This window comes from Ruegeria sp. BE9, from assembly GCF_056538765.1.
On the sequence record NZ_JBQFTS010000001.1, the window covers coordinates 990,054 to 1,013,190 of the forward strand.

19 protein-coding genes are annotated in these 23,137 nt (G+C 53.9%); 13 read left to right on the forward strand and 6 right to left on the reverse strand.

The annotated features are described in order from the left end of the window. Positions 1–63 precede the first annotated feature (63 nt). Complete coding sequence (locus ACR0EO_RS04815; RefSeq protein WP_480687521.1) at positions 64–1,245, forward strand: MFS transporter; 1,182 nt, start codon at positions 64–66, stop codon at positions 1,243–1,245. 9 nt (positions 1,246–1,254) lie between these two features. Here the strand turns inward: ACR0EO_RS04815 and ACR0EO_RS04820 are convergent, their stop codons facing one another. Next, complete coding sequence (locus ACR0EO_RS04820; protein ID WP_480688235.1) at positions 1,255–1,833, reverse strand: lytic transglycosylase domain-containing protein; 579 nt, start codon at positions 1,831–1,833, stop codon at positions 1,255–1,257. A 207-nt stretch (positions 1,834–2,040) separates the two neighbouring features. On the opposite strand from ACR0EO_RS04820, the gene ssb reads away from it, so the two are divergent. The 3 genes from ssb to ACR0EO_RS04835 all read left to right on the forward strand — a co-directional run bounded on the left by ssb (position 2,041) and on the right by ACR0EO_RS04835 (position 6,341). After that, positions 2,041–2,553 (forward strand): single-stranded DNA-binding protein, encoded by a 513-nt coding sequence (gene ssb, locus ACR0EO_RS04825; RefSeq protein ID WP_480687522.1) that lies wholly within the window; start codon positions 2,041–2,043, stop codon positions 2,551–2,553. Positions 2,554–2,838: 285 nt separating this feature from the next. Beyond that, on the forward strand, positions 2,839–4,881 hold the full coding sequence (locus ACR0EO_RS04830) for a hypothetical protein (protein ID WP_480687524.1): 2,043 nt from the start codon (positions 2,839–2,841) through the stop codon (positions 4,879–4,881). A 389-nt stretch (positions 4,882–5,270) separates the two neighbouring features. After that, entirely contained in the window at positions 5,271–6,341 is a 1,071-nt protein-coding gene (locus tag ACR0EO_RS04835; protein WP_480687526.1) for a site-2 protease family protein, read from the forward strand. Here the strand turns inward: ACR0EO_RS04835 and aroB are convergent, their stop codons facing one another. Next, the gene (aroB, locus tag ACR0EO_RS04840) at positions 6,342–7,454 is read right to left on the reverse strand and encodes a 3-dehydroquinate synthase (protein ID WP_480687528.1); all 1,113 of its coding nucleotides are present in this window, start codon (positions 7,452–7,454) and stop codon (positions 6,342–6,344) included. It lies immediately after the preceding gene. Further along, positions 7,455–8,042 carry a shikimate kinase gene (locus ACR0EO_RS04845; RefSeq protein ID WP_480687530.1) on the reverse strand — a complete coding sequence of 196 codons (588 nt, stop codon included), beginning with the start codon at positions 8,040–8,042 and terminating at the stop codon, positions 7,455–7,457. Positions 8,043–8,260: 218 nt separating this feature from the next. Here ACR0EO_RS04845 and ACR0EO_RS04850 point away from each other — a divergent pair, with 218 nt between their 5' ends. The 8 genes from ACR0EO_RS04850 to ACR0EO_RS04885 all read left to right on the forward strand — a co-directional run bounded on the left by ACR0EO_RS04850 (position 8,261) and on the right by ACR0EO_RS04885 (position 19,667). Then, entirely contained in the window at positions 8,261–9,784 is a 1,524-nt protein-coding gene (locus tag ACR0EO_RS04850) for a hypothetical protein (RefSeq protein ID WP_480687532.1), read from the forward strand. Between the two features lie 2 nt (positions 9,785–9,786). Next, complete coding sequence (locus ACR0EO_RS04855) at positions 9,787–10,740, forward strand: tyrosine recombinase (RefSeq protein WP_480687534.1); 954 nt, start codon at positions 9,787–9,789, stop codon at positions 10,738–10,740. Between the two features lie 63 nt (positions 10,741–10,803). Beyond that, positions 10,804–12,111 (forward strand): HlyC/CorC family transporter, encoded by a 1,308-nt coding sequence (locus ACR0EO_RS04860; protein WP_480687535.1) that lies wholly within the window; start codon positions 10,804–10,806, stop codon positions 12,109–12,111. 92 nt (positions 12,112–12,203) lie between these two features. Beyond that, positions 12,204–14,621, forward strand: a complete 2,418-nt coding sequence (locus tag ACR0EO_RS04865; protein ID WP_480687537.1) for a GcvT family protein — start codon at positions 12,204–12,206, stop codon at positions 14,619–14,621. A gap of 31 nt (positions 14,622–14,652) precedes the next feature. After that, positions 14,653–15,252 carry a nucleotidyltransferase family protein gene (locus ACR0EO_RS04870; RefSeq protein WP_480687539.1) on the forward strand — a complete coding sequence of 200 codons (600 nt, stop codon included), beginning with the start codon at positions 14,653–14,655 and terminating at the stop codon, positions 15,250–15,252. A gap of 755 nt (positions 15,253–16,007) precedes the next feature. Beyond that, the gene (locus tag ACR0EO_RS04875) at positions 16,008–17,441 is read left to right on the forward strand and encodes a Do family serine endopeptidase (protein WP_480687541.1); all 1,434 of its coding nucleotides are present in this window, start codon (positions 16,008–16,010) and stop codon (positions 17,439–17,441) included. A 182-nt stretch (positions 17,442–17,623) separates the two neighbouring features. Beyond that, a complete protein-coding gene (locus ACR0EO_RS04880; RefSeq protein WP_480687543.1) occupies positions 17,624–18,304 on the forward strand; it encodes a response regulator transcription factor in 681 nt (226 codons plus the stop codon). Beyond that, positions 18,297–19,667: a sensor histidine kinase gene (locus tag ACR0EO_RS04885; RefSeq protein ID WP_480687545.1), complete on the forward strand. Its 1,371-nt coding sequence runs from the start codon at positions 18,297–18,299 to the stop codon at positions 19,665–19,667. The genes ACR0EO_RS04880 and ACR0EO_RS04885 overlap by 8 nt, the downstream gene beginning before the upstream one ends. On the opposite strand, the gene ACR0EO_RS04890 is transcribed toward ACR0EO_RS04885, so the two are convergent. The 3 genes from ACR0EO_RS04890 to ACR0EO_RS04900 are packed head-to-tail and all read right to left on the reverse strand — an operon-like array spanning position 19,664 to position 22,239. Continuing rightward, the gene (locus ACR0EO_RS04890) at positions 19,664–20,131 is read right to left on the reverse strand and encodes a CYTH domain-containing protein (RefSeq protein ID WP_480687547.1); all 468 of its coding nucleotides are present in this window, start codon (positions 20,129–20,131) and stop codon (positions 19,664–19,666) included. The two genes, ACR0EO_RS04885 and ACR0EO_RS04890, sit on opposite strands and share 4 nt — an antisense overlap. Continuing rightward, entirely contained in the window at positions 20,128–20,883 is a 756-nt protein-coding gene (locus ACR0EO_RS04895) for a ParA family protein (protein WP_480687549.1), read from the reverse strand. The genes ACR0EO_RS04890 and ACR0EO_RS04895 overlap by 4 nt, the downstream gene beginning before the upstream one ends. A gap of 3 nt (positions 20,884–20,886) precedes the next feature. Continuing rightward, on the reverse strand, positions 20,887–22,239 hold the full coding sequence (locus ACR0EO_RS04900) for a CHAD domain-containing protein (RefSeq protein ID WP_480687551.1): 1,353 nt from the start codon (positions 22,237–22,239) through the stop codon (positions 20,887–20,889). 498 nt (positions 22,240–22,737) lie between these two features. Between ACR0EO_RS04900 and ACR0EO_RS04905 the strand changes: the two genes are divergently transcribed. After that, positions 22,738–23,085, forward strand: a complete 348-nt coding sequence (locus ACR0EO_RS04905; protein ID WP_480687553.1) for a TfoX/Sxy family protein — start codon at positions 22,738–22,740, stop codon at positions 23,083–23,085. Positions 23,086–23,137 lie beyond the last annotated feature (52 nt).

The following is a 23,137-nucleotide window of genomic DNA, read 5'->3' on the forward strand; positions in this document are numbered from 1 at the left end:
GAAAGCCTCTTCGAATAGCGCTCAAACCCCGCCATTCGTGACCATATTTTTTGAGAGCATTTTATGACTTTACTCGGCGATCGCCGCGCGCGTGCCATTTTGGGTCTGCACTTATCCGGAACCTTCTGCGCCAGTATGATGGCCCCGTTCATTCCGTTCTTTATTGTCCAGGAATTGGGGCATCCCCCTTGGCAGATCAGCATCTACAGCGCTTTGGGCATTTTACTGACAGTGTCTTTCAATCGTGTATTTGCTACACGACTAGACAAAGGGCAACGTTTCGCACCATTGGTCGGGGCGTCAATTACCGGATACATGATCGCTTTGGTATGCGTCCTGATTTGGCCATCATATTGGACGTTGGTTTCCATCTGCGTTTTGGGCTTTAGTCTCAGCAGCAGTTCTCTCTCCACGATGTACAGTTTTGGCCGGATCAGCGCCGAGCGGTACGGCTTTGAAATCGCTCCATTCAATGCATGGCTGCGTGCCATGACCTCATTGGGATGGATGATGGGGCCAGCCCTCGCATTCTTCATTTCTGGTCAATGGGGACCGAACAAGACCTTTATTGCGGCTTTGATGACGGCATTTGTTTGGGCGTTTCTTTGGTGGAGGACCATGCCCAAAGATGCGCGTTCGGAAGTTTCGGAAAAACCCAAATCGAGCCTTAGCGGGGCCGATCAGATGCTTTGGCTGGCTGTGACAGCATGCCTATTATTTTCGACCGCCCACGTTCTTTGCAGTAGTGCCCTACCCTTGTTTTATGTACGCGAAGCCGGATTACCCAGCTTTGCCCCGGGCTTGTCATTTTCAGTTAAGACGGCAACTGAAATTGTAGTCATCCTGGCGACCTCCGTGTTGCTTCGCCGGATCGCGCCACTAACGAGCCTAGTTTTTTCTGGATGCCTTGGCCTATGTGCATTCCTGCTTCTGTCTCAGGTGTCTGGCATCAGCACAATGGTCGTTGGAGCCGCATTGGAAGGCGCGTACTATGGGTTGTTCGCTGGGGTCAGCCTTACTTACGTTCAGAGCTTTGCAAACGGACGCATGGCGCGTGCCAACGCGCTGTATGTAAACAGCCTGTTCATAGGAGCCTTGGCGGCTGGCCCTTCAGTTGGCTTAATCGCGCAATTCAGCAGCTTCCAAACTGCAATTTTTGCGGCGTGCCTGCCAATGTTGTGCGCTCTGATTGTACTGGCGGTAACGTCCAAGACCGGGAGGCACAGCAGTAATAGCGAAACCTAAAGACGGCATTTACCCGCCCCAAATCACCCGAACATAGTTTTGAGTTTCTTTGTAGGGCGGTACACCACCATGCTTTTCAACCGCTTTTGGCCCAGCATTGTAGGCAGCCAAAGCCAGGCGCCACGATTTAAACTTACGGTATTGCCACGACAAATACCGTGCGCCGCCTTCTAGATTTTGCTTGGGATCATGTGGGTTCACGCCCAAAAGTTGCGCTGTTCCCGGCATCAATTGTGCAAGCCCTAAGGCGCCTTTGTGGGACACAGCCCGCGGGTTCCAGCCGCTTTCCTGTTGGACAAGGCGCAGGAAAAGCTCTTCGGGCACATTATGCTTGCGCGCGGCTTGACGGGCCAAAGTCATATATTCACCGCGATATTTTCCGGTATAGCGCTTGCTAAACTGGGGTTGAGCCGTCTTAGGCTTCAATCGCTCAGAATCCCGGTACTGCGAAGCCGCACGTGAGTCCAAGATCTTGGATTGTTTAAGGAAAATGTCCTTACGACTTTTCGTCGACAAAGTATCAGCCGCAGCTGGAACTGAGACCAGCGCAAGATACACAATTGAAAAACCACTAACCAGAAAACGCATTAATGCCAATCTCGCTCGTCCAGTAACCCGACTAAGTATAAATATTTCAGTTAAAAATGAAAGCATAGTGAACAGCGCCTGAGAATTTTCCTGCCCACTGTTGCCCACATCAACTGTGTTCCAACCCCGCTGCAGTCCGTATAGGGTCGCTCAGAGACAACGCGCCAGATTCGGGCGCATCCAAACCAGTTAAGAACGGGGAAATACATGGCGGGTTCAGTCAACAAAGTCATTCTGGTCGGAAATCTTGGCCGCGATCCCGAGGTCCGGTCGTTCCAGAACGGCGGTAAGGTTTGCAATCTGCGCATCGCCACCTCTGAAACTTGGAAAGACCGCAACACCGGAGAACGCCGCGAACGAACTGAGTGGCACTCGGTAGCGATCTTTTCCGAGCCATTGGCACGGATTGCCGAGCAGTACCTGCGCAAAGGCAGCAAAGTGTACATTGAAGGCCAGCTGGAAACTCGCAAGTGGCAAGACCAATCCGGTCAGGACCGCTACTCGACAGAGGTAGTTCTGCGCCCCTATCGCGGTGAACTGACCTTGCTGGATAACCGCGGTGAAGGTGGCAGCGGAGGCGGTTACGGTGGCGGCCAGTCGAGTGGCTACGGCGGCGGCCAGGCTGGTGGCGGTGGGGGCTATGGCGACCCATACGGAGCACCGTCCAGCGCCCCTGCTCCTGCATCAGGCGGCATCGACGACGACGAAATTCCGTTCTAAATCTAACGAACGGTTTAGTCGTCTTTACGTCATTTTTGACTACTCAGGGCTGGCAATCGCCAGCCCTTTTCTTTTGCTTAAACTGCAAGTTTTAGTTGAAAGCGGCCAGCAGACGGAAAGCACGACTTTGCTTTTCAGTTTCGGCAGTCCGGTATCGGCTATGCCCCCCCCTCAAGCACCGAACCTTTTCTGAGCAACGTCTGCGCGAACCCTGCTCAAATTCTGCACATTTTCAAATCCATAACACCTAAGACCGAATAATTTGAAACGAGCGTCATCATGAACATGAAACTGTGGAAAGACTGGGTGCTTCTCTGGGCTGTAGTCCCAATAGCACTGTCTTTTTTTCAGATGGCGATCAACAAGCAGATCAATGCAGAAGATCCATTGGCTCAACTTCACCGAATAGGTACTTTCCAAGTCTTCGCCTGTTCGCTGGCTATCTTGCTGGCCGCCCCGTTTTTTGTCCTTAAACACCACGTCCCACGATATGGCATTGGGCTTCACTTGTTATCTCTTGGCACAATCATCGCTGGTTGGATTTTAGTCCTTTGGATGGGGAGCGACTACTTCGTTGATGGATTGCATCGGTTGAGAACTGGGCTTTCTTCCGAAGCCCGCAAACTTTCATTTGAACCACCGATACGGATGTTAGACATCCTTACGTTGCCTTGGTGGAAGCTCTACTTATCGACGCTGGCCTATACAGCCATTACGTTTGGGGGTCCGGTTCTGCTCATATGTCTTCTTTCTCAAAGCGTTCGCTCATTTGGCACCGTCATGGTGTTCGTCCTCCTCGCCGGCCTTGTAACTGCTACGTCCAACACGCTTTTCGGAATTTTTGACATTCGCGAGCTGACCTTTTGGCGACTGAATGGACAAGATTGGTGGAAACGCATTTCAGCAATCGCAACCTGGTCAGCCTCGTCCGCAATTGGTGCAACAATCAGCTTCATCGGACTAAACAGCGTTCTGTCTTCGGACCAAGAGGCACCCGTTCGAGTAAAAGGTAGCAAGCCAAAACCGTGTTGTTCCGCACTGATGTTGTCGGCGGCCACTGCAGTAACTCTCTGGGCTGTAATTTGTTCCATTGACTACATTTCAGGTCCAAAGGGCTTTCGTTCAGGCTTTGCCGAGTTTCGCAAATACCTGACCATTCGCCCTTCACAAGATACGTTTTCCGGGCAAGAGATACTTCGGTTTTCGTATGTCCTTGACGCACCAGCCTACGAGTTTCCAAATCCAAATTTCGTAAGCTTTCGCCTCGCCCCAGATGAAAGAACGGCAGTCCTTTTGGAGCAATACGGTAAAAACCAAGGGCAACTTGCGATTTACGGTGTTGTGTCCGGCAAAAGACTTAGACCTTTGGGCGAACCACTCGCGAGATATGAGCGTTCCTCTTACCTGTGGAATAAATCAGCAGAGTATCTCGCGGTTCGTTCTCGGGGAGCACTGCGCGAAGACCAACGTTACAAGCGTTACGAAACGAAGATCACGTTATACAAGTTGCCGGATTACCAAATGGTCGCGCAGTGGCAATCCTCTGCTATTGGCTGTCAGTTTCCGGTGGCTGAACGGAACGGTTTGTTCTTCAACGATCGGGATGAGTTGGTCGTCATTTGTTATGATCCACCTAAGAACGCTGAGAGCATACTGGCGGTTACTCTTTCGTTGCCGGGTCTCGAAGTGGTTCGCTCAAGAAAACGGCTTGGTGTTGAAAAGCAAGGCTGGATGCGCCCAATCATACATTTGGAAAATGCCACATACATCCCAATGGTTGTCAGCGGAAACGACGGTGGATTTTTCCTATCCAATCTCTCTGACCCGGCTCAAAATATCATTTTTGATAATCCGCTCCGACTAGATCGAGGTGGGCGCCTAACTTTCCAAGGTTTCTCCATCAACGAAACAGAGCCAGAAACGATCCGGCTGACGTTCTGTGGCTCAATTCAGGATGTCTCAAACCCTCCTTACCATCATTCCGATGCGGTATGGGGCCCTTCCTTTTGCCGACGGTTACTCTACGACCGCGACACTGGATCCTTGGCGGGTTTTGTTGACGGTGAAGAAACTCGTATCCCAAGGAAAGCGCCAAGAATTCGAGAATTCCCTTTCGTCCAAGAAAACTTGGAAATCGTCGGGGTGCTCGACAGTCTCGACAAGGCGGGAACGCTAGTCGTCAAATCTCGTGAAAGCGGTGCAATTCATCAAATCATCCGAAGCACGGCGCAGATACCCTTTGCCGTGTCTCCTTCGAACGGGCTTTTGTTCACAAATCGCCTCGATGAACGGAAAATTGCAGTCTATCGGGTTGAGAGTGTTCGGTAGCCAACATACCCGCCAGCTTCATTTTTGCGGTTAAATAAACAGGCGCCAGTTTCATTAACGGAAAAGAACCTTGTTAAGCTTGGCGCCTTCGTATCGCAAACGAACGATTGTATGGCTTTGGCAAATAGCACACGAGTTTGCAGGTAAGTGCGCACGCGCTCAACTGTCAGCCCTTCGTGTCCATCGTTTCAAGCTCGATTTTCGCAGGCTTTGAACAAACCGGCCTGCAAAGTGTCGATACGCAGCCATTCCGCTTTAGATTAAGTCTCAACATATAAACGCTGACAAACACTTAATCCCGACATACTAATAAGCGATCTCATTCACGAACGCTCGCACAGCGGTGTGCACTTCAGGCGCAACTATGCCAAAACAAACGGAGTTTCGCGATGACATGGTCCTTCTCACTCGGTCGGCTGCTCGGGTCGGAACTGAGGGTTCACGTCACATTTTTTCTATTGCTGGCATGGGTCGGATTTGCGGCCTACTCCAGCGGCGGTGTACCTGCCGCAGTTGAGAACTTGATCTTTGTTTTGGCGCTGTTTGCGTGTGTTGTCGCACATGAGTTTGGCCACGCGCTGATGGCGCGGCGATATGGAATAAAAACTCCGGATATAACTCTTTTGCCGATCGGCGGCCTCGCCCGCCTGGAACGCATGCCTGAAAAACCGATGCAAGAAGTATGGGTCGCCCTGGCCGGACCGGCAGTCAATATCGTGATCTGGATTGTCCTTGTCGCTCTTGGGGCAGGAATGCCACTTGAGACGATGGCCCAAATTGAATCCACTGGACCCGGCCTTTGGAACCGTTTGGCCTATGTGAATTTGCTGTTGGCAGCTTTCAACATGATCCCCGCCTTCCCAATGGACGGCGGCAGAGTACTGCGCGCTTTGCTTTGCCTGAAGATGGACCGAGTAAAAGCCACGAAACTTGCAGCCATCTGCGGCCAGATCGTTGCCGTAGCCTTTGTTTTCTGGGGGCTCAGTTCAGGGAACCCAATACTTGTTCTTATCGCTGTGTTTGTTTTTATCGCCGCTACTTCTGAAAGTCAGGATGTTGCTATTCGATCAATCGCTCGGCGGGTTCTGGCCCGAGACGCCATGATCACTGAATTTCACGCCTTGTCCCCTGGAGACACATTGGCCACTGCGGCTCAGGCCGTCATTCATACGACACAGCACGAGTTTCCCGTGACAGATGCGGACGGGGCGTTGTTGGGTTTTGTAACGCGAGACCGGTTATTCACCGCCCTGGCCGAGGACAGCCCACGTTCGGATCCGGCCACCTCGATCATGGTCACCGACATCCCGACAGTTGAATTGACCACAGGGCTTGAGACTGTTCTGGACAGTTTGCACAACGGGGCTCCGGCCATCGCAGTTTGTACGAAAGCCGGAAACATGGTCGGTTACATCACGCGTGAAAACATCGGTGAGTTAATGGTGATCCGAGGGCGGTGATCAAACAGTTGCCAAAGCGTCTTCTAGCACCGACAAAACGGCCTCACGCGGTACGTCCGAAGTAACGAAGGCCTGACCGATCCCGCGCGCCAGAATAAACCGAAGTTGACCGTCGATAACCTTTTTGTCCTGCGCCATCAGATCGACCAACGCGCCGGCACCGGGTAACTCTCCTGGAATGTCGGCTAGGTCGGTTTTCATGCCCATAGCACGCAGGTGCGCTCGCACTCTGCTTGGGTCTTCTTGAGAACACAGCCCAAGGCGCGACGACAACTCGAATGCCAAAGCGCAGCCGATGGCAACACCCTCACCATGCAGCAGGCGGTCTGAGTACCCAGTGGCAGCCTCAAGCGCGTGGCAGAACGTATGGCCAAGGTTCAACAAAGCCCGGTCTCCCTGCTCGGTCTCATCACGGGCAACGATGTCTGCTTTCATCTGAACCGAACGCGTCACAGCGCGAACCCGCGCAGCCATTTCCCCACCAGAAACGTCAGGACCGTTTGCCTCAAGCCATTCAAAGAACGCGGAGTCCCCAAGCAGCCCGTATTTGACGACTTCACCGTAGCCCGACAAAAAATCCCTTTGGGTCATCGTACCCAACACCGAAGTGTCGGCCAGAACCAGCGAGGGTTGATGAAATGCACCAATGAGGTTCTTGCCCTGAGGTGCGTTTATTCCGGTCTTACCCCCCACCGAGCTATCGACCTGTGCCAAAAGAGATGTTGGAATCTGAACGAACCTTACACCGCGTCGCAACACTGCGGCGGCAAATCCAGCTAGATCGCCAATGACACCCCCACCCAGAGCGACGACAACATCGCGGCGTTCGACCTTTTCGGCCAGCAACCATTCAACCGCGCGCTCAAAATGTGGCCAGCTCTTTGTGGATTCACCTGCGGGCAACGCTAGCGCCGACATTTCGATTCCCGATTTTGCTAAACCGTCACTCAGTGCCTCCAAATGCAAAGCTGCAACATTCTCGTCGGTGAGAACGGCTACTTTCGGACGGTGCAGTAAAGGCGCAATCCGAGCGCCGGATTCCGCTAGCAACTCCGGGCCGATTTCTACGTCATACGAGCGTTCGCCCAGCTCTACATGTACGGTTTGATGCATTTATTTCCGTTCCAAAACATCGGGGCGTGTCGCCAAAGCCACCAGCACCCTGTCCACCATATTCTCGATCGAGGTTTCGCCATCGGAATCCGCCACCAGATCAGCCTGCGCATAAACTGGCACGCGCTCGTCGTACAAGGCGCGCAAAGTCGCACGAGGATCGGAGGTACGCAGCAATGGACGGGTATCCTTGTGTTTAACGCGGTTCCACAGCACATCCAGATCGGCCCGTAACCAGACAGATGCACCTCGCTCGGTAATCATCGTACGGTTTTGCTCTGCCAGAAAGGCGCCGCCGCCGGTCGAGAGGATGCCTTTTTCTTCCTCAAGTAGTCGACCGATGACTTGCGTTTCCTTCGCCCGAAAAAACGGTTCTCCGTCGCGTTGAAAAATCTCAGGGATAGTCATATTCGCCGCTGATTCGATCTCAGCATCGCTATCTAGGAACGGAACGGCGAGTCGTGCCGCCAATGCTCGCCCAACAGCTGTCTTTCCTGCTCCCATCATTCCGACAAGAACCACTGTTTTGTGCAAGACAAAGCCCGAGACCGGGTTCGAGCTTTCAGTGTTATGCTTAATTTCGCTCATTTAACCGTGAATGACGTGATCTTACGGAAAATGCTAGCTATAACTATGACAAAAGAGAAAATTGGGGCAGCGTTGAGCAATGGGCCGACTTGTTAAGTTCCTGTTATATTTGATTTGCCTGTGTTTTATCGGGCTGGTGGCATACGCCTACTTAGGAGAATTCTTCGGCGCTGACTTCTCGGCACCGCAAGATGAAGTTCGGGAGCCGGTAATCCTGAATGTCGAATAAGGCCGCAGTGTTCGCTCTGTTTCTGGCCGGATCGGCGCAGGCACAGCAGGAACCACTCTCTGTCATCGACTGGTTGAACAACCCGCCGGAAAACCTGCCGGGAACGGTTTTGCTTGAACCACCGGTTTCGCAGAGCGGCAATAGACCGGATGTTGAGGTTACTCCGCTTGAGGCGCTCTCGCCCCCTCTTGGTCTGGTTTCATCGTCTGTTACCGGGTTGCCCATCGACATGTGGCAAAGCAGCGACCCTGACCGACTGGCTCAACTTATCGCGCAAGTGCCTGTAAGATATAACCCAGCGATGCAGCGCCTGCTGTTTACTCTCTTGCTGTCCGAAGCACGTGCTCCTGCCGAACCAGGTGCTCAAGACGCACTCTTGTTGGCGCGCTTGGATCGGCTGATGCAACTTGGGGCCGCTGATCCGGTTCAATCGCTGGTGCAATTGGCCGGCCCAACTGACAGTCGAGCCCGCTTCAAGCGGTGGTTTGACGCCACCCTGCTGACCGGGGATGAAGACCGCAGCTGCACCGCTCTGATCGCGCAACCGCACTTGTCGCAAGACTACTCAGCGCAGATATTTTGCAAGGCTCGTCGAGGTGATTGGGCCTCAGCCGCGCTGACACTCGAGGCCGCCCACGCCCTACAAATTCTTTCTCAAGAAGAGTTGGACGTACTGGATCGCTTCCTTAGCCCTGAACTTTTCGAAGACGCCGAGTACCTTCCACAACCCGATGATCCGGATCCACTGAGTTTCCGCCTGTTCGAAGCAATTGGTGAACGTCTGCCTTCAACCCCTCTTCCAAGGGCTTTCGCAAACGCCGACTTACGTGATGTCGCGGGTTGGAAAGCTCAGGTCGAGGCCGCTGAACGTCTTACACGGATCGGAGCGTTGACGCCGAACCAACTGCTGGGCTTATACACCGAACGCGCGCCTGCGGCTTCTGGTGCAGTCTGGGACAGGGTTTCAGCAATTCAGAAGTTCGAAGAGGCGCTTGAATCGGGGAACACTGACGCTATTGCCAAAACTCTGCCGGCGGTTTGGGAGCAAATGCGAAGTGTCGGGTTAGAAGTACCATTTGCAGAGCTGTTCGCGGAACGCCTTTCCCAGATCACATTGGATGAACAATCTGCAGAAGAGCTGCGTTGGCGCATCCTATTGTTGTCTGAGCGTTACGAAACCGCTGCCCTTTTGCCGCCAAACCAGTCTCAGGACACTTTGTTCCTAGCAGCATTGGCGCAAGGCGATCCCGGGCGTGCACGCAGCCCCTCCCCCCTGGCAGACGCAGTAGCAGAAGGTTTTGCTTGGGCGGCTCCGATCCCTGCGGACATCGATGTGATGCTGTCAAGCGGACAGCTTGGAGAAGCCATTCTTGAAACGATGCAGCTGTTCGCACACGGAGCACGTGGCAATCTGGTTGATCTGACAGCCGCCATCGCCACGCTTCGCCGCGTTGGCCTTGAGGATACTGCGCGCCGAGCGGCACTGAACCTGCTTATCCTTCAGGATAATTGACCATGACAGCTCCGGCCTCACAAGAACTGTGGATTTCCACTTTTTTACAGGCCCAAGCAGCCGAACTGGGGGCCGCAACAAATACGTTATTGGCGTACGGTCGCGACCTGAAAGATTTTGCTTCTTGGCTCGAGCGGCGCAAAACCGGGTTCTCCGACGCAGACCGGGACCAGATAGAAGCGTATCTAGTCGATTGCGATGCGCAGGGACTGTCGCGTTCTACCCGGGCGCGCAGGCTATCTGCGATCAAACAGGTCTACCGTTTCGCATTCGAAGAAGGATGGCGCGAAACCAACCCTGCCATACAGATCAAAGGACCGGGTCGCCATAAACGCCTTCCGAAAACGCTGGACGTGCCCGAAGTAGATCGATTGCTGCAAGCTGCCCGCCAGACAGGGCGCACAGAGTCTGACCGCGTGCGTAACGCATGCCTGATGGAAGTGCTATACGCCACGGGAATGCGGGTCACCGAACTCGTATCACTGCCTGTCTCCTCTGCTCGAGGGGATCCACGGATGCTATTGGTGCTGGGCAAAGGCGGCAAAGAGCGCATGGTCCCTCTTTCTCCACCGGCTCGCGACGCGCTGGCCGCTTGGCTCTCGGTTCGGGATGAGAACGAAGATGCGTTGGTTGCAAATGGTGGTCAGAGATCCAAGTATCTGTTCCCCTCGCGCGGAAAATCCGGACATCTCACACGCCATATGTTCTTTCTGCTCGTGAAAGAACTGGCTGTTCAGGGTGGGATTTCACCAGAAAAAGTAACCCCACATACTTTGCGCCACGCCTTTGCCACGCATCTATTGGCAAACGGAGCTGACCTGCGCTCGATCCAGACCTTGCTGGGCCACGCTGACGTCGCGACCACAGAAATTTATACTCATGTTTTAGACGAGAGGCTGGCAGAACTGGTGTTAGAGCATCATCCTCTGGCCAAAGAACAACAAGGCGAGGGCTAACCCCTTGATCCGGCGGCACCGCGCCCCCATAACGGATGCAGCTACACGAATAACCAAGGACCGATGGAACCCTCTTCTTCTCTGATCGACGGCGCATTCTGGTTTACCACAGGCGCCATTCTGCTTTTGCTTGTCCTGTCGGGCTTTTTCTCGGGTTCTGAAACGGCATTGACTGCCTCTTCGCGCGGCAAGTTGCGGGCGCAGGCCGACAAGGGGTCGCGCGGAGCGCAAAAGGCGCTGGATATCACCGATGACAATGAGCGGCTGATCGGCTCGGTCCTGCTGGGCAATAACCTCGTGAACATCCTCGCAGCCTCGCTAGCGACAGCGCTGTTCACAAGGCTTTTCGGCGAGAGCGGCGTGGCGCTTGCGACTCTGGTAATGACCCTTCTGGTTCTGATCTTTGCCGAGGTTCTGCCCAAAACTTACGCTATCACCAACGCGGAAAAAGCTGCCGCCGCCGTCGCGCCGATCATCAGCGTTGTGGTAACAGTTTTCTCGCCCATGGTTGCGGCGGTACGCCTGCTGGTGCGCGGCGTTCTGCGCCTGTTCGGCGTTCAAATCGACCCTGACAGCAACATCCTTGCCGTACGCGAGGAAATCGCAGGTGCTCTGCATCTGGGCCACTCCGAGGGCGTGGTCGAGAAAGAAGACCGCGACCGGATTTTGGGCGCGCTTGATCTTGGCGACCGTACAGTTGAAGAGATCATGCTTCACCGTTCGAATATCGAGATGATCGACGCTGACGATGCGCCCGAAGATATTCTTCAGCAATGTCTGAAAAGCCCACACACTCGCTTGCCAGTGTTCCGGGATGAACCAGAAAACATCGTGGGCGTTGTACACGCCAAAGACCTGTTCCGAGCCATGTACGCGCACGCAGGTTCGAGCGAAGATGACACCAATCGCCTCAAAGAGTTCGACATCTCGAAGGTGGCGAACGATCCCTACTTCGTGCCTGAAACCACGACGCTGGACGACCAAATGCGTGAGTTCCTGCGTATGCACAGCCACTTTGCTCTGGTGGTTGACGAATACGGCTCGTTGCGAGGTCTGATAACACTTGAGGATATTCTCGAGGAAATCGTCGGGGAAATTGCCGACGAGTTCGACATAGACGAAGACGTACCGGTGACACGCACAGAAGACGGCCAATTTCTGGTTGAAGGTGCGATGACGATCCGAGATGCCAACCGTGCGATGGATTGGTCTTTGCCCGACGAAGAAGCCAACACTATCGCAGGGCTAGTCATTCACGAGGCTCAGATGATCCCAGTGGTCGGCCAGGTGTTTTCGTTCCACGGATTTCGCTTCGAAGTCACTTCGCGCGATGGAAACCGAATTACTGAACTGAAGATCCGCCCGCTCTGATCTGCAATCTGCGACAAGCAATGTCGTGAACGAGACAGTACGCCCCGCTCTGCACTTGCAGTCTTCGTTCAAATCGGATGGGAGGCAGATCCATGAAGAGCACAACACAGGTAGCAGTAATTGGCGGCGGTGTCGTCGGGTGCTCGGTTCTGTACCATCTGACGAAACTGGGGTGGTCCGACGTCATGCTGCTCGAGCGTTCGGAGTTAACAAGCGGATCGACCTGGCACGCAGCCGGAGGGTTTCACACCCTGAATGGCGACACGAATATGGCTGCTTTGCAGGGGTACACGATCCGTCTCTACAAAGAGCTAGAGGAAATCACCGGCATGTCCTGCGGCTTGCATCATGTTGGCGGTGTGACGCTAGCGGATAATCAGGATCGGTTTGACATGCTCTTGGCCGAGCGCGCGAAGCATCGCTTCATGGGCTTAGAGACCGAAATTGTTGGCCCGGACGAGATAAAGAAAATCGCCCCAATCACCAACACCGACGGGATCATCGGCGCACTATACGACCCCCTGGACGGACACCTTGATCCATCGGGTACCACTCATGCCTATGCCAAGGCTGCCAGAATGGGCGGAGCGACGATCGAAACACATTGTATGGTACGCGAAACGCTCCAACGTCCCGATGGCACTTGGGATGTGGTGACCGATAAAGGCACGGTTCACGCAGAACACGTCGTCAACGCAGGTGGTCTATGGGCGCGTGAAGTCGGCGCGATGGCCGGTATCTATTTCCCCCTACACCCTATGGAACACCAGTATCTGGTGACGGACTCGATCCCGCAGATCGAAGCGATCATTGACGCCGGTGGCGAGCACCCTCACGTCATGGACCCAGCTGGTGAGAGCTACCTGCGTCAGGAAGGTCGGGGCCTATGCATTGGGTTTTATGAACAACCCTGCAAACCTTGGGCGGTGGACGGAACTTCGTGGGAGTTCGGTCATGAGTTGCTGCCCGACGATTTCGACAAGATCACGGATAGCATTGAATTTGCCTATAAACGGTTTCCAGTTCTGGCCGAAGCCGGAGTGAAATCGGTGATACACGGACCTTTCACCTTTGCGCCGGACGGGAACCCTCTGGTCGGCCCTGTGCCAGGTGTGCGCAACTATTGGTCTGCCTGCGGTGTCATGGCCGGATTCAGCCAAGGCGGCGGCGTTGGTCTGACGCTGGCGCAATGGATGATCGAAGGTGAACCCGAACGCGACGTGTTTGCTATGGATGTGGCACGGTTCGGCGACTGGATCAGCCCAGGTTACACCAGACCGAAAGTAATCGAGAACTATCAAAAACGGTTCAGTGTCGCCTACCCCAATGAGGAACTGCCCGCTGCGCGCCCTAACCGCACGACTCCGATGTACGACATCTTCAGCGATCTCGGCGCGGTATGGGGTCAGCAGTACGGGTTGGAGGTGCCGAACTATTTCGCGCAAGACGGCGAGCCCGGATACGAAACACCATCATTCCGCCGATCTGACGCGTTCGCGGCGACAGCTCGCGAGGTGCGCGGTGTTCGCAACGGCGTCGGTATCAACGAAGTCCACAATTTCGGAAAGTACCGCATCACGGGTCCCAATGCGCGCGCTTGGCTGGATCGGATCATGGCCGGGCGCATCCCGCAGCCCGGGCGGGTATCCTTGACGCCGATGCTGTCGCCCAAAGGTAAGCTGATCGGGGATTTCACCGTCTCATGCCTGAGAAAGAGCGAATTCCAACTGACCGCATCTTACGGAGCTCAGGCGTTCCATATGCGCTGGTTCTTGCAGCACCAACAGGACGGCGTGACCATCGAGAACATCAGCGACCAGATGAATGGTTTTCAGATCGCAGGTCCAAAGGCGGCGGAGGTGCTGTCTGCCTGTACCCGCGACGATGTCTCGAACCTGCGGTTCCTCGACGTGCGACTTATGACTGTTGGCATGACCGACTGCATTGTGCAGCGCGTCAGCTATACCGGAGATCTTGGGTATGAGATCTATTGCGATCCAATGGCGCAAAGGCAACTTTGGTGGACGCTTTGGAACGCAGGTCAGAAACACGGTATGATGCCATTTGGCATGCGCGCCATGATGAGCCTTCGGCTGGATAAGTTCTTTGGCTCTTGGATGCGCGAGTTTTCACCGGATTACACAGCGGCGGATACTGGTCTGGACCGCTTTATTTCCTTCTCCAAAGACACTGACTTCATTGGCCGCTCGGCCGTCGAACTGGAACGTTCCGAAGGACCAACGCGCACACTGGTAGCCTTTGAAGTCGATGCCGACGATGCTGACGTCAACGCTTATGAACCGATATGGCTAGATGGCGAAGTTGCTGGATTCTGTACGTCAGGCGGATACTCGCACCATGCCGAGAAATCCATCGCAATGGGTTTTCTGCCAGCAGGCCGGGCAACTGAAGGGTTGGAAGTCGAGATCGAAATTCTCGGCCAGATGAGAAAAGCCCGCGTTATTTCAAAGCCTTTGTTCGACGCGGATGGCGCGCGTATGCGGGGATGACTTGCGCCCAATCCGGCGGCAAAGTGGCGCCATGACACAGATTCCCATCATTCTGCTGGCCGCCGGACAATCCAGCCGCATGGGCGGTACGGATAAGTTGATGCAAACCGTGGACGGTGTACCCTTGCTGCGTCGTTCGGCAACAATTGCACTTAAGGCCGGGTCGGTATTTGTTGCGCTACCTCCCTTTCCGCACCCGCGCTACGACGCATTAGAGGGGCTGGATCTCTCTAAGATTGAAATCGCGAACGCTGACGAAGGGATCAACGCGAGCTTGCGTGGAGCCTTAGCTCAGATTCCAACAGATTCCCGTGCGGTCATGGTTTTGCTGGCCGACTTACCCAATATCACCGCGGATGATCTTGCGGCTGTTTTGAACGCTGTGCACGCCAACCCGAACAGTTGGATCTGGCGCGGTGCAACCGAATCCGGCAAACCTGGGCATCCAGTAGTGTTTGATCGCAGGCTATTTGGCCAACTCAGCAGTTTATCCGGCGACGAAGGCGCACAAAGTGTGGTGCGCTCAAATTTGAACAAAGTGCACCTGCACAACTTGCCTTCGAACAACGCTCTACTAGACCTTGATACGCCCGAAGATTGGGCCGCATGGAAAGCGAAACTAGAACGCTGAAAAGAACACGGCCCGGTCGATTAAGACCGGGCCGGTTGCCCAAAACAGGACTACCACTTTTCATCAATCCTAGAAACGCGGCCAGAAATGCCTAATGGCAAAATGGCTATTCCGCTGCCGAACCTAAACAAGACCCCCTCGTTAACATGCCGCTCAGCGCTTCCAGTGACTGTGACAAGCCTTTGGCACCCCCTAGTGCCATCGGCTCCCCCTCGCTTGGGCTCTTTCATCGTCACCGATCCAGCGCCTTCAAACAACGTAAAATTAGAGAGAACGGTTAATTTTGCGGGTATCAGAATGGTTTTTCCGCAACAATTATTACGCACCAATTCAACCCTAAGGTGAGGTATGCATTTTAATGAACTTGTGAAAGCCAGCGTTTTGTACAAAAACAATGAACACGCGAACCTTCAAGTCAACATTTATTGACCAAAGGAACGGTCGCATCACGGTCCGAAAACAACCATAAGATGAATGAGGAAATTTCAACCAGATCCGCGATCGATTTGTTAACGAAAATGATTCAATTCAACTCTTTTCAGGGTTTGACGTCCAGATCGGCAACAATCCTCCGATTCGTGACGCATGATTCGCGCAAATCCTCCGATTCCCGCCCCAAGCTTGGGCGCATAGAACCGAGCCTTTATGGCAAAATTAAGATTTCTTAACAAATCACTCAGGAAACACCCAGACTGATACCGCATCTCCTGCTTCAACGCGCGGACGCAATCGCGTGGAATAAATAGGAGACAAAAATGAGCATCCGCAAATCCTCTCTTCTTCCCGGGACAACTGGCTGGCTCGGCATTGGCACCTTGAGTGCCGCGATGCTGGCGACAACCGCCCTGCCCTCGATGGCTGATGAGGCATTGGCCGACCTAGTTGAAAACGTTTCGCCGTCAGTCGTCACTATCATCGCAGAGCAGACTGCGGCGCCAGTGCCCGCTCGCGGTCAGGAATTCGATTTTGAAGGACATCCTTTTGGCGAGTTCTTTAAGCGTTTCGGAGCCCCCGAGGGTTTCAACGCGCCACAACGTGGACCTGCACAAGGTTTGGGTTCGGGATTTGTGTTGGACGAAGCAGGCTACATCGTCACTAACCATCATGTTGTAGACAACGCGTCGACCGTTACCGTACGCCTGAATGACAATCGTAGCTTTGACGCTGAGATCATCGGCACAGACCCACTGACCGACATCGCGGTTCTCAAGATCGACGCCGGTGAGAACCTTCAGGCAGTAGAGCTCGGTGACAGCGATGTTATCCGCGTCGGCGAGGACGTGGTCGCCATTGGTAACCCATTCGGCCTGCATTCAACCGTTACCACTGGGATCGTCTCGGCCAAAGGGCGTAACATCTCAGAGGGGCCTTATGCTGAATTTATTCAGACAGATGCAGCCATAAACAAAGGCAACTCAGGTGGTCCGCTGTTCAACATGGAAGGTGAAGTTGTTGGTGTTAATTCAGCGATTTACTCGCCGACTGGTGGCTCCGTAGGTCTCGGTTTTGCGGTGACTTCCAACATCGTCGAACACATCGCGGCCGACCTGCGGGATGATGGCCAAGTCAGCCGCGGCTGGCTGGGTGTGTCTATCCAGAACGTCAGCCCCGAAATAGCGGCAGCAATGGGCATCGATGCGTCAAGTGGTGCGTTAGTTTCAGACGTTGTCGCGGGAAGCCCGGCTGAGGGCGTCCTTGAACAAGGTGATGTAATTCTGACCTTCAACAACGAAGCCGTAGACTCCAGCAGTGATCTGCCAATCCTTGTCGGCACAACGAAAGTTGGCTCCGACAGTGTTTTGACCGTTTTGCGTGATGGCAAGGAACAGCAGTTAGAGCTGACTATCGGCCAACACCAAAGCGCCTCGGCAGAGATCGACAAATCGGTAGACGAAACAATTTCGGGTACTGCTTTAGGTGTCACTGTAGCTCCGCTGAACGAAACCAACCGTGCTCAGGTGGGTGTGGGCGAGAATGTCGACGGCGTTGTGGTTACTGACCTCAAGCCAGATAGCCCTGCCGCAAAAGCCGGCCTTCAGCGCGGCGATGTGATCGTTAAGCTTGGCGGCCAGGAAACCGCGACACCCGATGCACTGAAAGCCGCACTCGACAGCGAAAAGACCGATCCGGCTCTTGTGCTGATCAATCGCGGTGGAAACCAGATCTTTGTGGCGGTGGAAATCGCTTGATCTGACACCTGCGCGCGCCACGTGATGGGGAAATCTGGCGGGCGCCTCCTCGGCGGGTTTGAATTGTCCGCAAACCGCCGGGACTGCCGGGTGCGCTTCTCCGCACCCGGCAGATTATTTAGTCAAACCATGTGCTTTGCCGCAAATTTGTGTTTAAATCCCGTTAGAAAGGAACTCGCATTATGAGCCGTCGCCTGCTGATCGTCGAAGATGACGAAGACACCCGGGAATTCATCGCCAAGGGTTTTGGCGAAGAAGGTTATGTTGTCGAGCAAGCCGCTGATGGTCGCGAAGGCCTCTATCATGCGACCGATGGCGGATTTGATGCAGTCGTTCTGGACCGGATGCTGCCAGAGTTGGATGGCCTGTCCCTGATAAAGTCAATGCGTGCAGCAGGTTTGCAAACGCCGGTTCTGATGCTTACCGCCATGAGTGCCGTTGACGAGCGCGTCAAAGGGCTTCGTGCTGGCGCAGACGACTATCTGGTTAAGCCGTTTTCATTCCAAGAATTGCATGCCCGTATCGAGGCTTTACTGCGGCGCCCGCAAGAGGCTGAGGAATGCCCAACCCTGTCATGTCGCGACCTTGAAATGGATTTGTTGACCCGCAAGGTCACCCGCAATGGGCACGAGATCACCCTTACCCCGCGCGAGTTTCAAATACTTGAATTCTTCCTGCGCCGTAAGAACCGTGTGGTTTCACGCACTATGCTGCTGGAGGGTGTTTGGGACTACCACTTTGACCCAAATACAAATGTGGTCGACGTCCACATCTCAAAACTACGGCGTCAGTTGGACGAAGGCGGCGCGCCCCCGCTGATTGAGACCATCCGTGGGGCCGGTTACATGATATCTGATGGATAACCTGCGACTTTCGTTCAACAATTCCAGAACTCGCCTCGTTTTAGCCAGCATGGTCCTTAGCACATTGCTGACGGCAACGGTGCTGGCTCTGGTTTATGTCACAGCCAATCGCAGCATCGAAGGCGAGACTCGATCTGTTGTTTCGGCAGAGCTGACGGGCTTGGCCGATGAATATGAGCGTAGAGGTTTGATCGGCCTCATAACCGCAATCGAGCGGCGCATTCCTACGGCCTCGGAACGGGACGCATTGTACCTTCTAACTGACCGCTTCGGTGCGAAATTGACAGGAAACCTCAAGCAATGGCCCGAAGGCGTTACGGCCGGTAGCGGATGGGTCGACCTCGAACTCCGCCGCGCTGACAATGACCAACTTGTGCCAATTTCCGCCGCGTCTGTTCGGTTGCCTGGAGGTGAGCGCTTGTTGGTGGGACGCGATGCGCTGGCGCGCCAACAATTCGACCGTGTTTTGTTGAGGTCCGTTGGTATTGCACTTGGGATTGCGTTGGTTCTGAGTGTGCTGACTGGCTGGCTGTTCACCAGATTGGTGTTTTCACGCCTTTCTGACATCGCCAGCACTGCGGAAAACATCGTTTCGGGTGACTTGTCCCGACGCATGCCTCTCCGTGGAACCGGAGACGAGTTTGATCAGGTCGCAAGTACGCTAAACACTATGCTGGATCGCATCGAAGAACTGGTCAGCAATCTTCGCACAACCTCTAACTCAATCGCGCATGATCTGCGCTCGCCTCTTTCTCGGCTGAAACAAAGGGTTGAGGCCCTGTCTGACCCCGCAAAGACCGAACAAGAGCGTGAGATCGATGTCGCCAGAGCGACTACCGAGATTGATCACGTGCTACGCGTACTTGGCCAACTTACCGAGATTTCCCGGGCTGAGGCAGGTGTCGGGCGCGAGCAATTCGAACCCGTTGACCTACAGCAGTTGGTGGCCGATGTGGCTGAATTGTACGATCCCGTCGCCGCTGATCAAAATATCCAGATCGAGGTCACCGGAGCTGCCAACGCAATCCCGGGCCATCGCCCCCTGCTCTCTCAGGCGTTGTCTAACCTGCTGGAAAACGCGATGCGCTATGCGCCGAGTGATACTGCGATCACAATTACCCTATCCGAGGACGGCCCCTACACTTACCTGAGTGTCCGGGACTGCGGCCCCGGTGTCCCGGAGGAAGATCTTTCGCGATTGCAGATGCCCTTTGTCACACTCGATCCAGCACGCACCGAACGCAACGCTGGTCTCGGTCTAGCGTTGGTCGCAGCGATTTCACGTATGCACGGCGGCGACTTTGAGGCACGCAACTGCGATCCCGGGTTAGAGGTCACAATCAAGCTTGCCCGTAAGCCCTAAGTGGGCACCCCGTCAATCGCCATCGTTTTGTTTTTATAGCGTTTATCAGAAGTTACATCCGCACCGAACCATTCTGGAGGCTCGTATCCTTGTGCTTCAGCTTCGCTGTCAAACTCTACTTCAACCAGCCGCAGCGGTGCCAAGTCGCCCAAGAAAATGTCCAACTCAAATACGCGTCCATCGGACAGCTTTCCGGTGTAACGCTCTTTCTCAACCCGACGCCCATTTGTTTCTGGCCAAAAGGTCTCGAACTGTTCAGCCGAAATCTCAGCTTCGCGCTCAACCCGCACCAACTCGCCGCTTCCTTTGAGCGTTAGAAAGAACTTTTCGTCTTTCTGGCGAAGTCGCAATTCCGTGGAGTCATCCGGTGCTGTAAGATACCCCTGACGAACAACTGCTTTGACTGTGTTTCCTAGATCCGGAAGTTCAGTGACCAGAAACTTTCGTTCAATTTCGGTGCTCATTTATTTGAAACCACTCCGTTTTCCAGTTCATCATACAACGCCTGATAGGACGCTGCTGCGGCGCTTCGTGCGGCGTAAATACTAACCGGTGCGCGGTTCTGGCCCATTCGTTCAACATCTGCGGCGAACGGAACCTCAGTATTTAAGAACCGCTTGCGATATAGTTTTCGCATCTTGTCCATAGTGTCCTGATGCAAGGTCTTTCTACGCTGCACCATTGAGAAAAACGCCTTGATCTTCTTTTTTGGCAAACCCTGCTTATCGAAAAAACTAACAAGCTGATCAAACGTGCGCTCAGACAGAGTTGTTGGAATGACAGGCACGACGATCTGATCTGCGGCCTTGAAAATGTTCTCGGATAGAGTCGAGAAGTTCGGAGGGCAGTCCAGAACAATTACATCGTAGTCATTGCCGGCTGTTGTCAGAGCCTTTTTTAACCGCGAGCGTTTATTGCGCATACGCGACAGGAACACATCAAAGTCGCGGAAGGTCAGGTTTGCAGGCAAAACGTCAAACCTGTCGAAATCGCTGGCCCTAATCGAGTCTGTAAAGCGTTCTACGTCCTCAAAAAACCGCTCGTCTTTCAGCTTCTTTGACGGTTTTACGCGCAGGTAAAAGCCAGACGCGCCCTGGGGATCAAGATCACAAAGCAACACTGTGTAACCTGCCTGCGCATAGGCATAAGCAAGATTGACCGATGTCGCGGTTTTTCCAACACCGCCTTTGTTGCTGTAGCAGGCAATGATCTTCAATACTCAATCCTCCTTGCGGTGGAACAGTGTCCGGAACAGTTTTTGTATTTTCGGGCTGTCAAAATGCTGGAAATTGGCGATCACCCTCTCCCGTTCAGCTTTCTGACGTTGGTCGAGCACCGCGATCATCCCACCGACGGCCATTGCCAACTGAGCATTGGCCCGACCTTGCGCGTTGCTTTGGGTCGCGACGAAGTCCATCAGCGCTTCTTGCTGAACAGAACAATCGTTAAACAGCCCTAAGTTATCCTGAAGCTTTTTCAGAGGCTTAATGAGCGTTTTAAAGTCGCGTTTATCAAAAAGCGGACCAAAGAACTCCATCAAGTACCGCAGCTTTTTGCAGTCTATACGCAACTCATGGATCGTCTCGTCAGGCGTTTCCGGGGTAATAGCGCGCGCCAACTTGCAGACCTTTCGGTAGCGCTTCCAGATGAGTGCGCAGGCATACCCATATGCCCCCCGATCCGCATTTGGGCCGGGTTCTAACTTTTGGGCATCTTCAAACAACGCCGCCAACTCGTTCATCTGTTTATTGTATGTCTGGCTTCGAAATCGTTTGGATAAAGCGACTAATCCCTGAGTTCGCTCCTGCGAAAACTGCGCGAACATAGCCTCAGCGCCTTGATGAAGGTTGGGTGGTATTAATTTGAAAAAATTATCTTTTTCTAGAAGGTAAACATCCAAATCGCGGACACGCCCCGTGGGCGCCATCAGGTCAGAAAACTCGCGCTTTAGCACTGCAGTTTGTTCCGATGAAAACACGCCTTTAAAAAGGCTGAGTACGGAGCGGACACGGCGTAACGAGACGCGGTAGTCATGTAGAAACTCTGTGTCGATATCAGCGATTACACCCGCTTCATTCTGACGTGCGACGGAAATATAGGTGCCAATAATATCTGTCGCGACCTCTATCGAGGGCTCCTTGGTGCTAAGGACGACTTCGGGCTTGGCATTGTACGGAACACTACCGGGATACAGGCTTTCAAAAACCGTTTCAGCACCGTTTAGATCGCACCTCATATCACCTAGCGCCGAACAAACGGCTTTGAAGGCACGATCATAACCGCGCATCGGCTCAAAACTTAGAAGAGTGGCATGCCCTTCTTTAGTCGCCATAGACAGAAACAAACCGCGTACCTGCGTCTTTTGCAGGTCGTCCAAAACCACGAGCGTGCCGGTTTCGATCATGCCGGTGCCTAGGCTCATCAATGCGCGCAACTTCGGAAACCCTTGCAACGCAGTTCGAACTGGGCCCGCTGGAAGATCGGCTACAAACTTTCCTTTCCCAGCACAGGCTTGAGTAAGGGTCTCCCCTTGTCTCTGCACCAAATGCAATGAGCCCATTGTTTCGATCAAAAGGCGTCCCTCAGCCCTTAACGACTGGTCATGACAATCCAACAGATCAAAAGGCTGCGCGGAAGTCCGCGTCAGGGGCTGTGGCCTCAAGCCTTTAAGGTTTGAGCCAAACCCTTCCCAATCGAACTTGCCTGGCACACAGAAGAACTCATGCTTTCGTGCCATCAACAACACCCCTGCTTGGGTATTCCTAGGCCTTCACCAACCAGCACATCGATTGTCTTCAGAATACGCGCTCTCACAACGGGCGCTCTAATTCTCATGGCTTTCAGTACGTTGCAATCCAGTCCGAGCAACACGCTTTTTTTGCCCTTGCAAGGCTCTTCCGCGGCTTCCTTGTTCTTAGACATCGGCAACCTCATGACAGCATGTTGTTATGTGAGCGCATGCCCGACAATCTGGCAAGCCTGATTTAAATTTTCGCAGGGTAAGAGTTATCTGGTCATGTTCAAAAAACAACCTGATGACATCGCCCTAAGGCCTCAGTAAGAGTTTCCTATGTCCGATCCTGTTTCATCGATCCGCAACCTCGGCCCTGCATTTGAACAAGCGTGCGCGCGGGCCGGAATCCACTCGGCTCAGCAGTTACGCGAGTTGGGGCCGGATGCGGCATATGCCAAACTGCTCCAATACGGATCACGCCCGCATTTCATTGGATACTATGTTTTGGTGATGGGGCTTCAGGGGCGACCGTGGAACGATTGCAAGGGCGAAGAAAAAAAGGCCCTGCGCCAAAGGTTCGACGCAATCAAAGCCAGTGTCAGCGCTACACCTGAAACTCAGATGGTCTCGGAGCTGGATGCAGTTGGCGTACGAGTGTCCGCTGACGACCTCAAGCTCGTATAAAAAAGGCCACCCCCGTTTCCGGGAGCGGCCCAAAGATTCAATCTGATGGCAA

What these genes read in the sequence shown, in the direction of transcription:
- ACR0EO_RS04815 (WP_480687521.1), top strand. Translation starts at nt 64, where the DNA reads ATGACTTTACTCGGCGATCGCCGCGCGCGTGCCATTTTGGGTCTGCAC.
- ACR0EO_RS04820 (WP_480688235.1), bottom strand. Translation starts at nt 1,833, where the DNA reads ATGCGTTTTCTGGTTAGTGGTTTTTCAATTGTGTATCTTGCGCTGGTC.
- ssb (WP_480687522.1), top strand. Translation starts at nt 2,041, where the DNA reads ATGGCGGGTTCAGTCAACAAAGTCATTCTGGTCGGAAATCTTGGCCGC.
- ACR0EO_RS04830 (WP_480687524.1), top strand. Translation starts at nt 2,839, where the DNA reads ATGAAACTGTGGAAAGACTGGGTGCTTCTCTGGGCTGTAGTCCCAATA.
- ACR0EO_RS04835 (WP_480687526.1), top strand. Translation starts at nt 5,271, where the DNA reads ATGACATGGTCCTTCTCACTCGGTCGGCTGCTCGGGTCGGAACTGAGG.
- aroB (WP_480687528.1), bottom strand. Translation starts at nt 7,454, where the DNA reads ATGCATCAAACCGTACATGTAGAGCTGGGCGAACGCTCGTATGACGTA.
- ACR0EO_RS04845 (WP_480687530.1), bottom strand. Translation starts at nt 8,042, where the DNA reads ATGAGCGAAATTAAGCATAACACTGAAAGCTCGAACCCGGTCTCGGGC.
- ACR0EO_RS04850 (WP_480687532.1), top strand. Translation starts at nt 8,261, where the DNA reads ATGTCGAATAAGGCCGCAGTGTTCGCTCTGTTTCTGGCCGGATCGGCG.
- ACR0EO_RS04855 (WP_480687534.1), top strand. Translation starts at nt 9,787, where the DNA reads ATGACAGCTCCGGCCTCACAAGAACTGTGGATTTCCACTTTTTTACAG.
- ACR0EO_RS04860 (WP_480687535.1), top strand. Translation starts at nt 10,804, where the DNA reads ATGGAACCCTCTTCTTCTCTGATCGACGGCGCATTCTGGTTTACCACA.
- ACR0EO_RS04865 (WP_480687537.1), top strand. Translation starts at nt 12,204, where the DNA reads ATGAAGAGCACAACACAGGTAGCAGTAATTGGCGGCGGTGTCGTCGGG.
- ACR0EO_RS04870 (WP_480687539.1), top strand. Translation starts at nt 14,653, where the DNA reads ATGACACAGATTCCCATCATTCTGCTGGCCGCCGGACAATCCAGCCGC.
- ACR0EO_RS04875 (WP_480687541.1), top strand. Translation starts at nt 16,008, where the DNA reads ATGAGCATCCGCAAATCCTCTCTTCTTCCCGGGACAACTGGCTGGCTC.
- ACR0EO_RS04880 (WP_480687543.1), top strand. Translation starts at nt 17,624, where the DNA reads ATGAGCCGTCGCCTGCTGATCGTCGAAGATGACGAAGACACCCGGGAA.
- ACR0EO_RS04885 (WP_480687545.1), top strand. Translation starts at nt 18,297, where the DNA reads ATGGATAACCTGCGACTTTCGTTCAACAATTCCAGAACTCGCCTCGTT.
- ACR0EO_RS04890 (WP_480687547.1), bottom strand. Translation starts at nt 20,131, where the DNA reads ATGAGCACCGAAATTGAACGAAAGTTTCTGGTCACTGAACTTCCGGAT.
- ACR0EO_RS04905 (WP_480687553.1), top strand. Translation starts at nt 22,738, where the DNA reads ATGTCCGATCCTGTTTCATCGATCCGCAACCTCGGCCCTGCATTTGAA.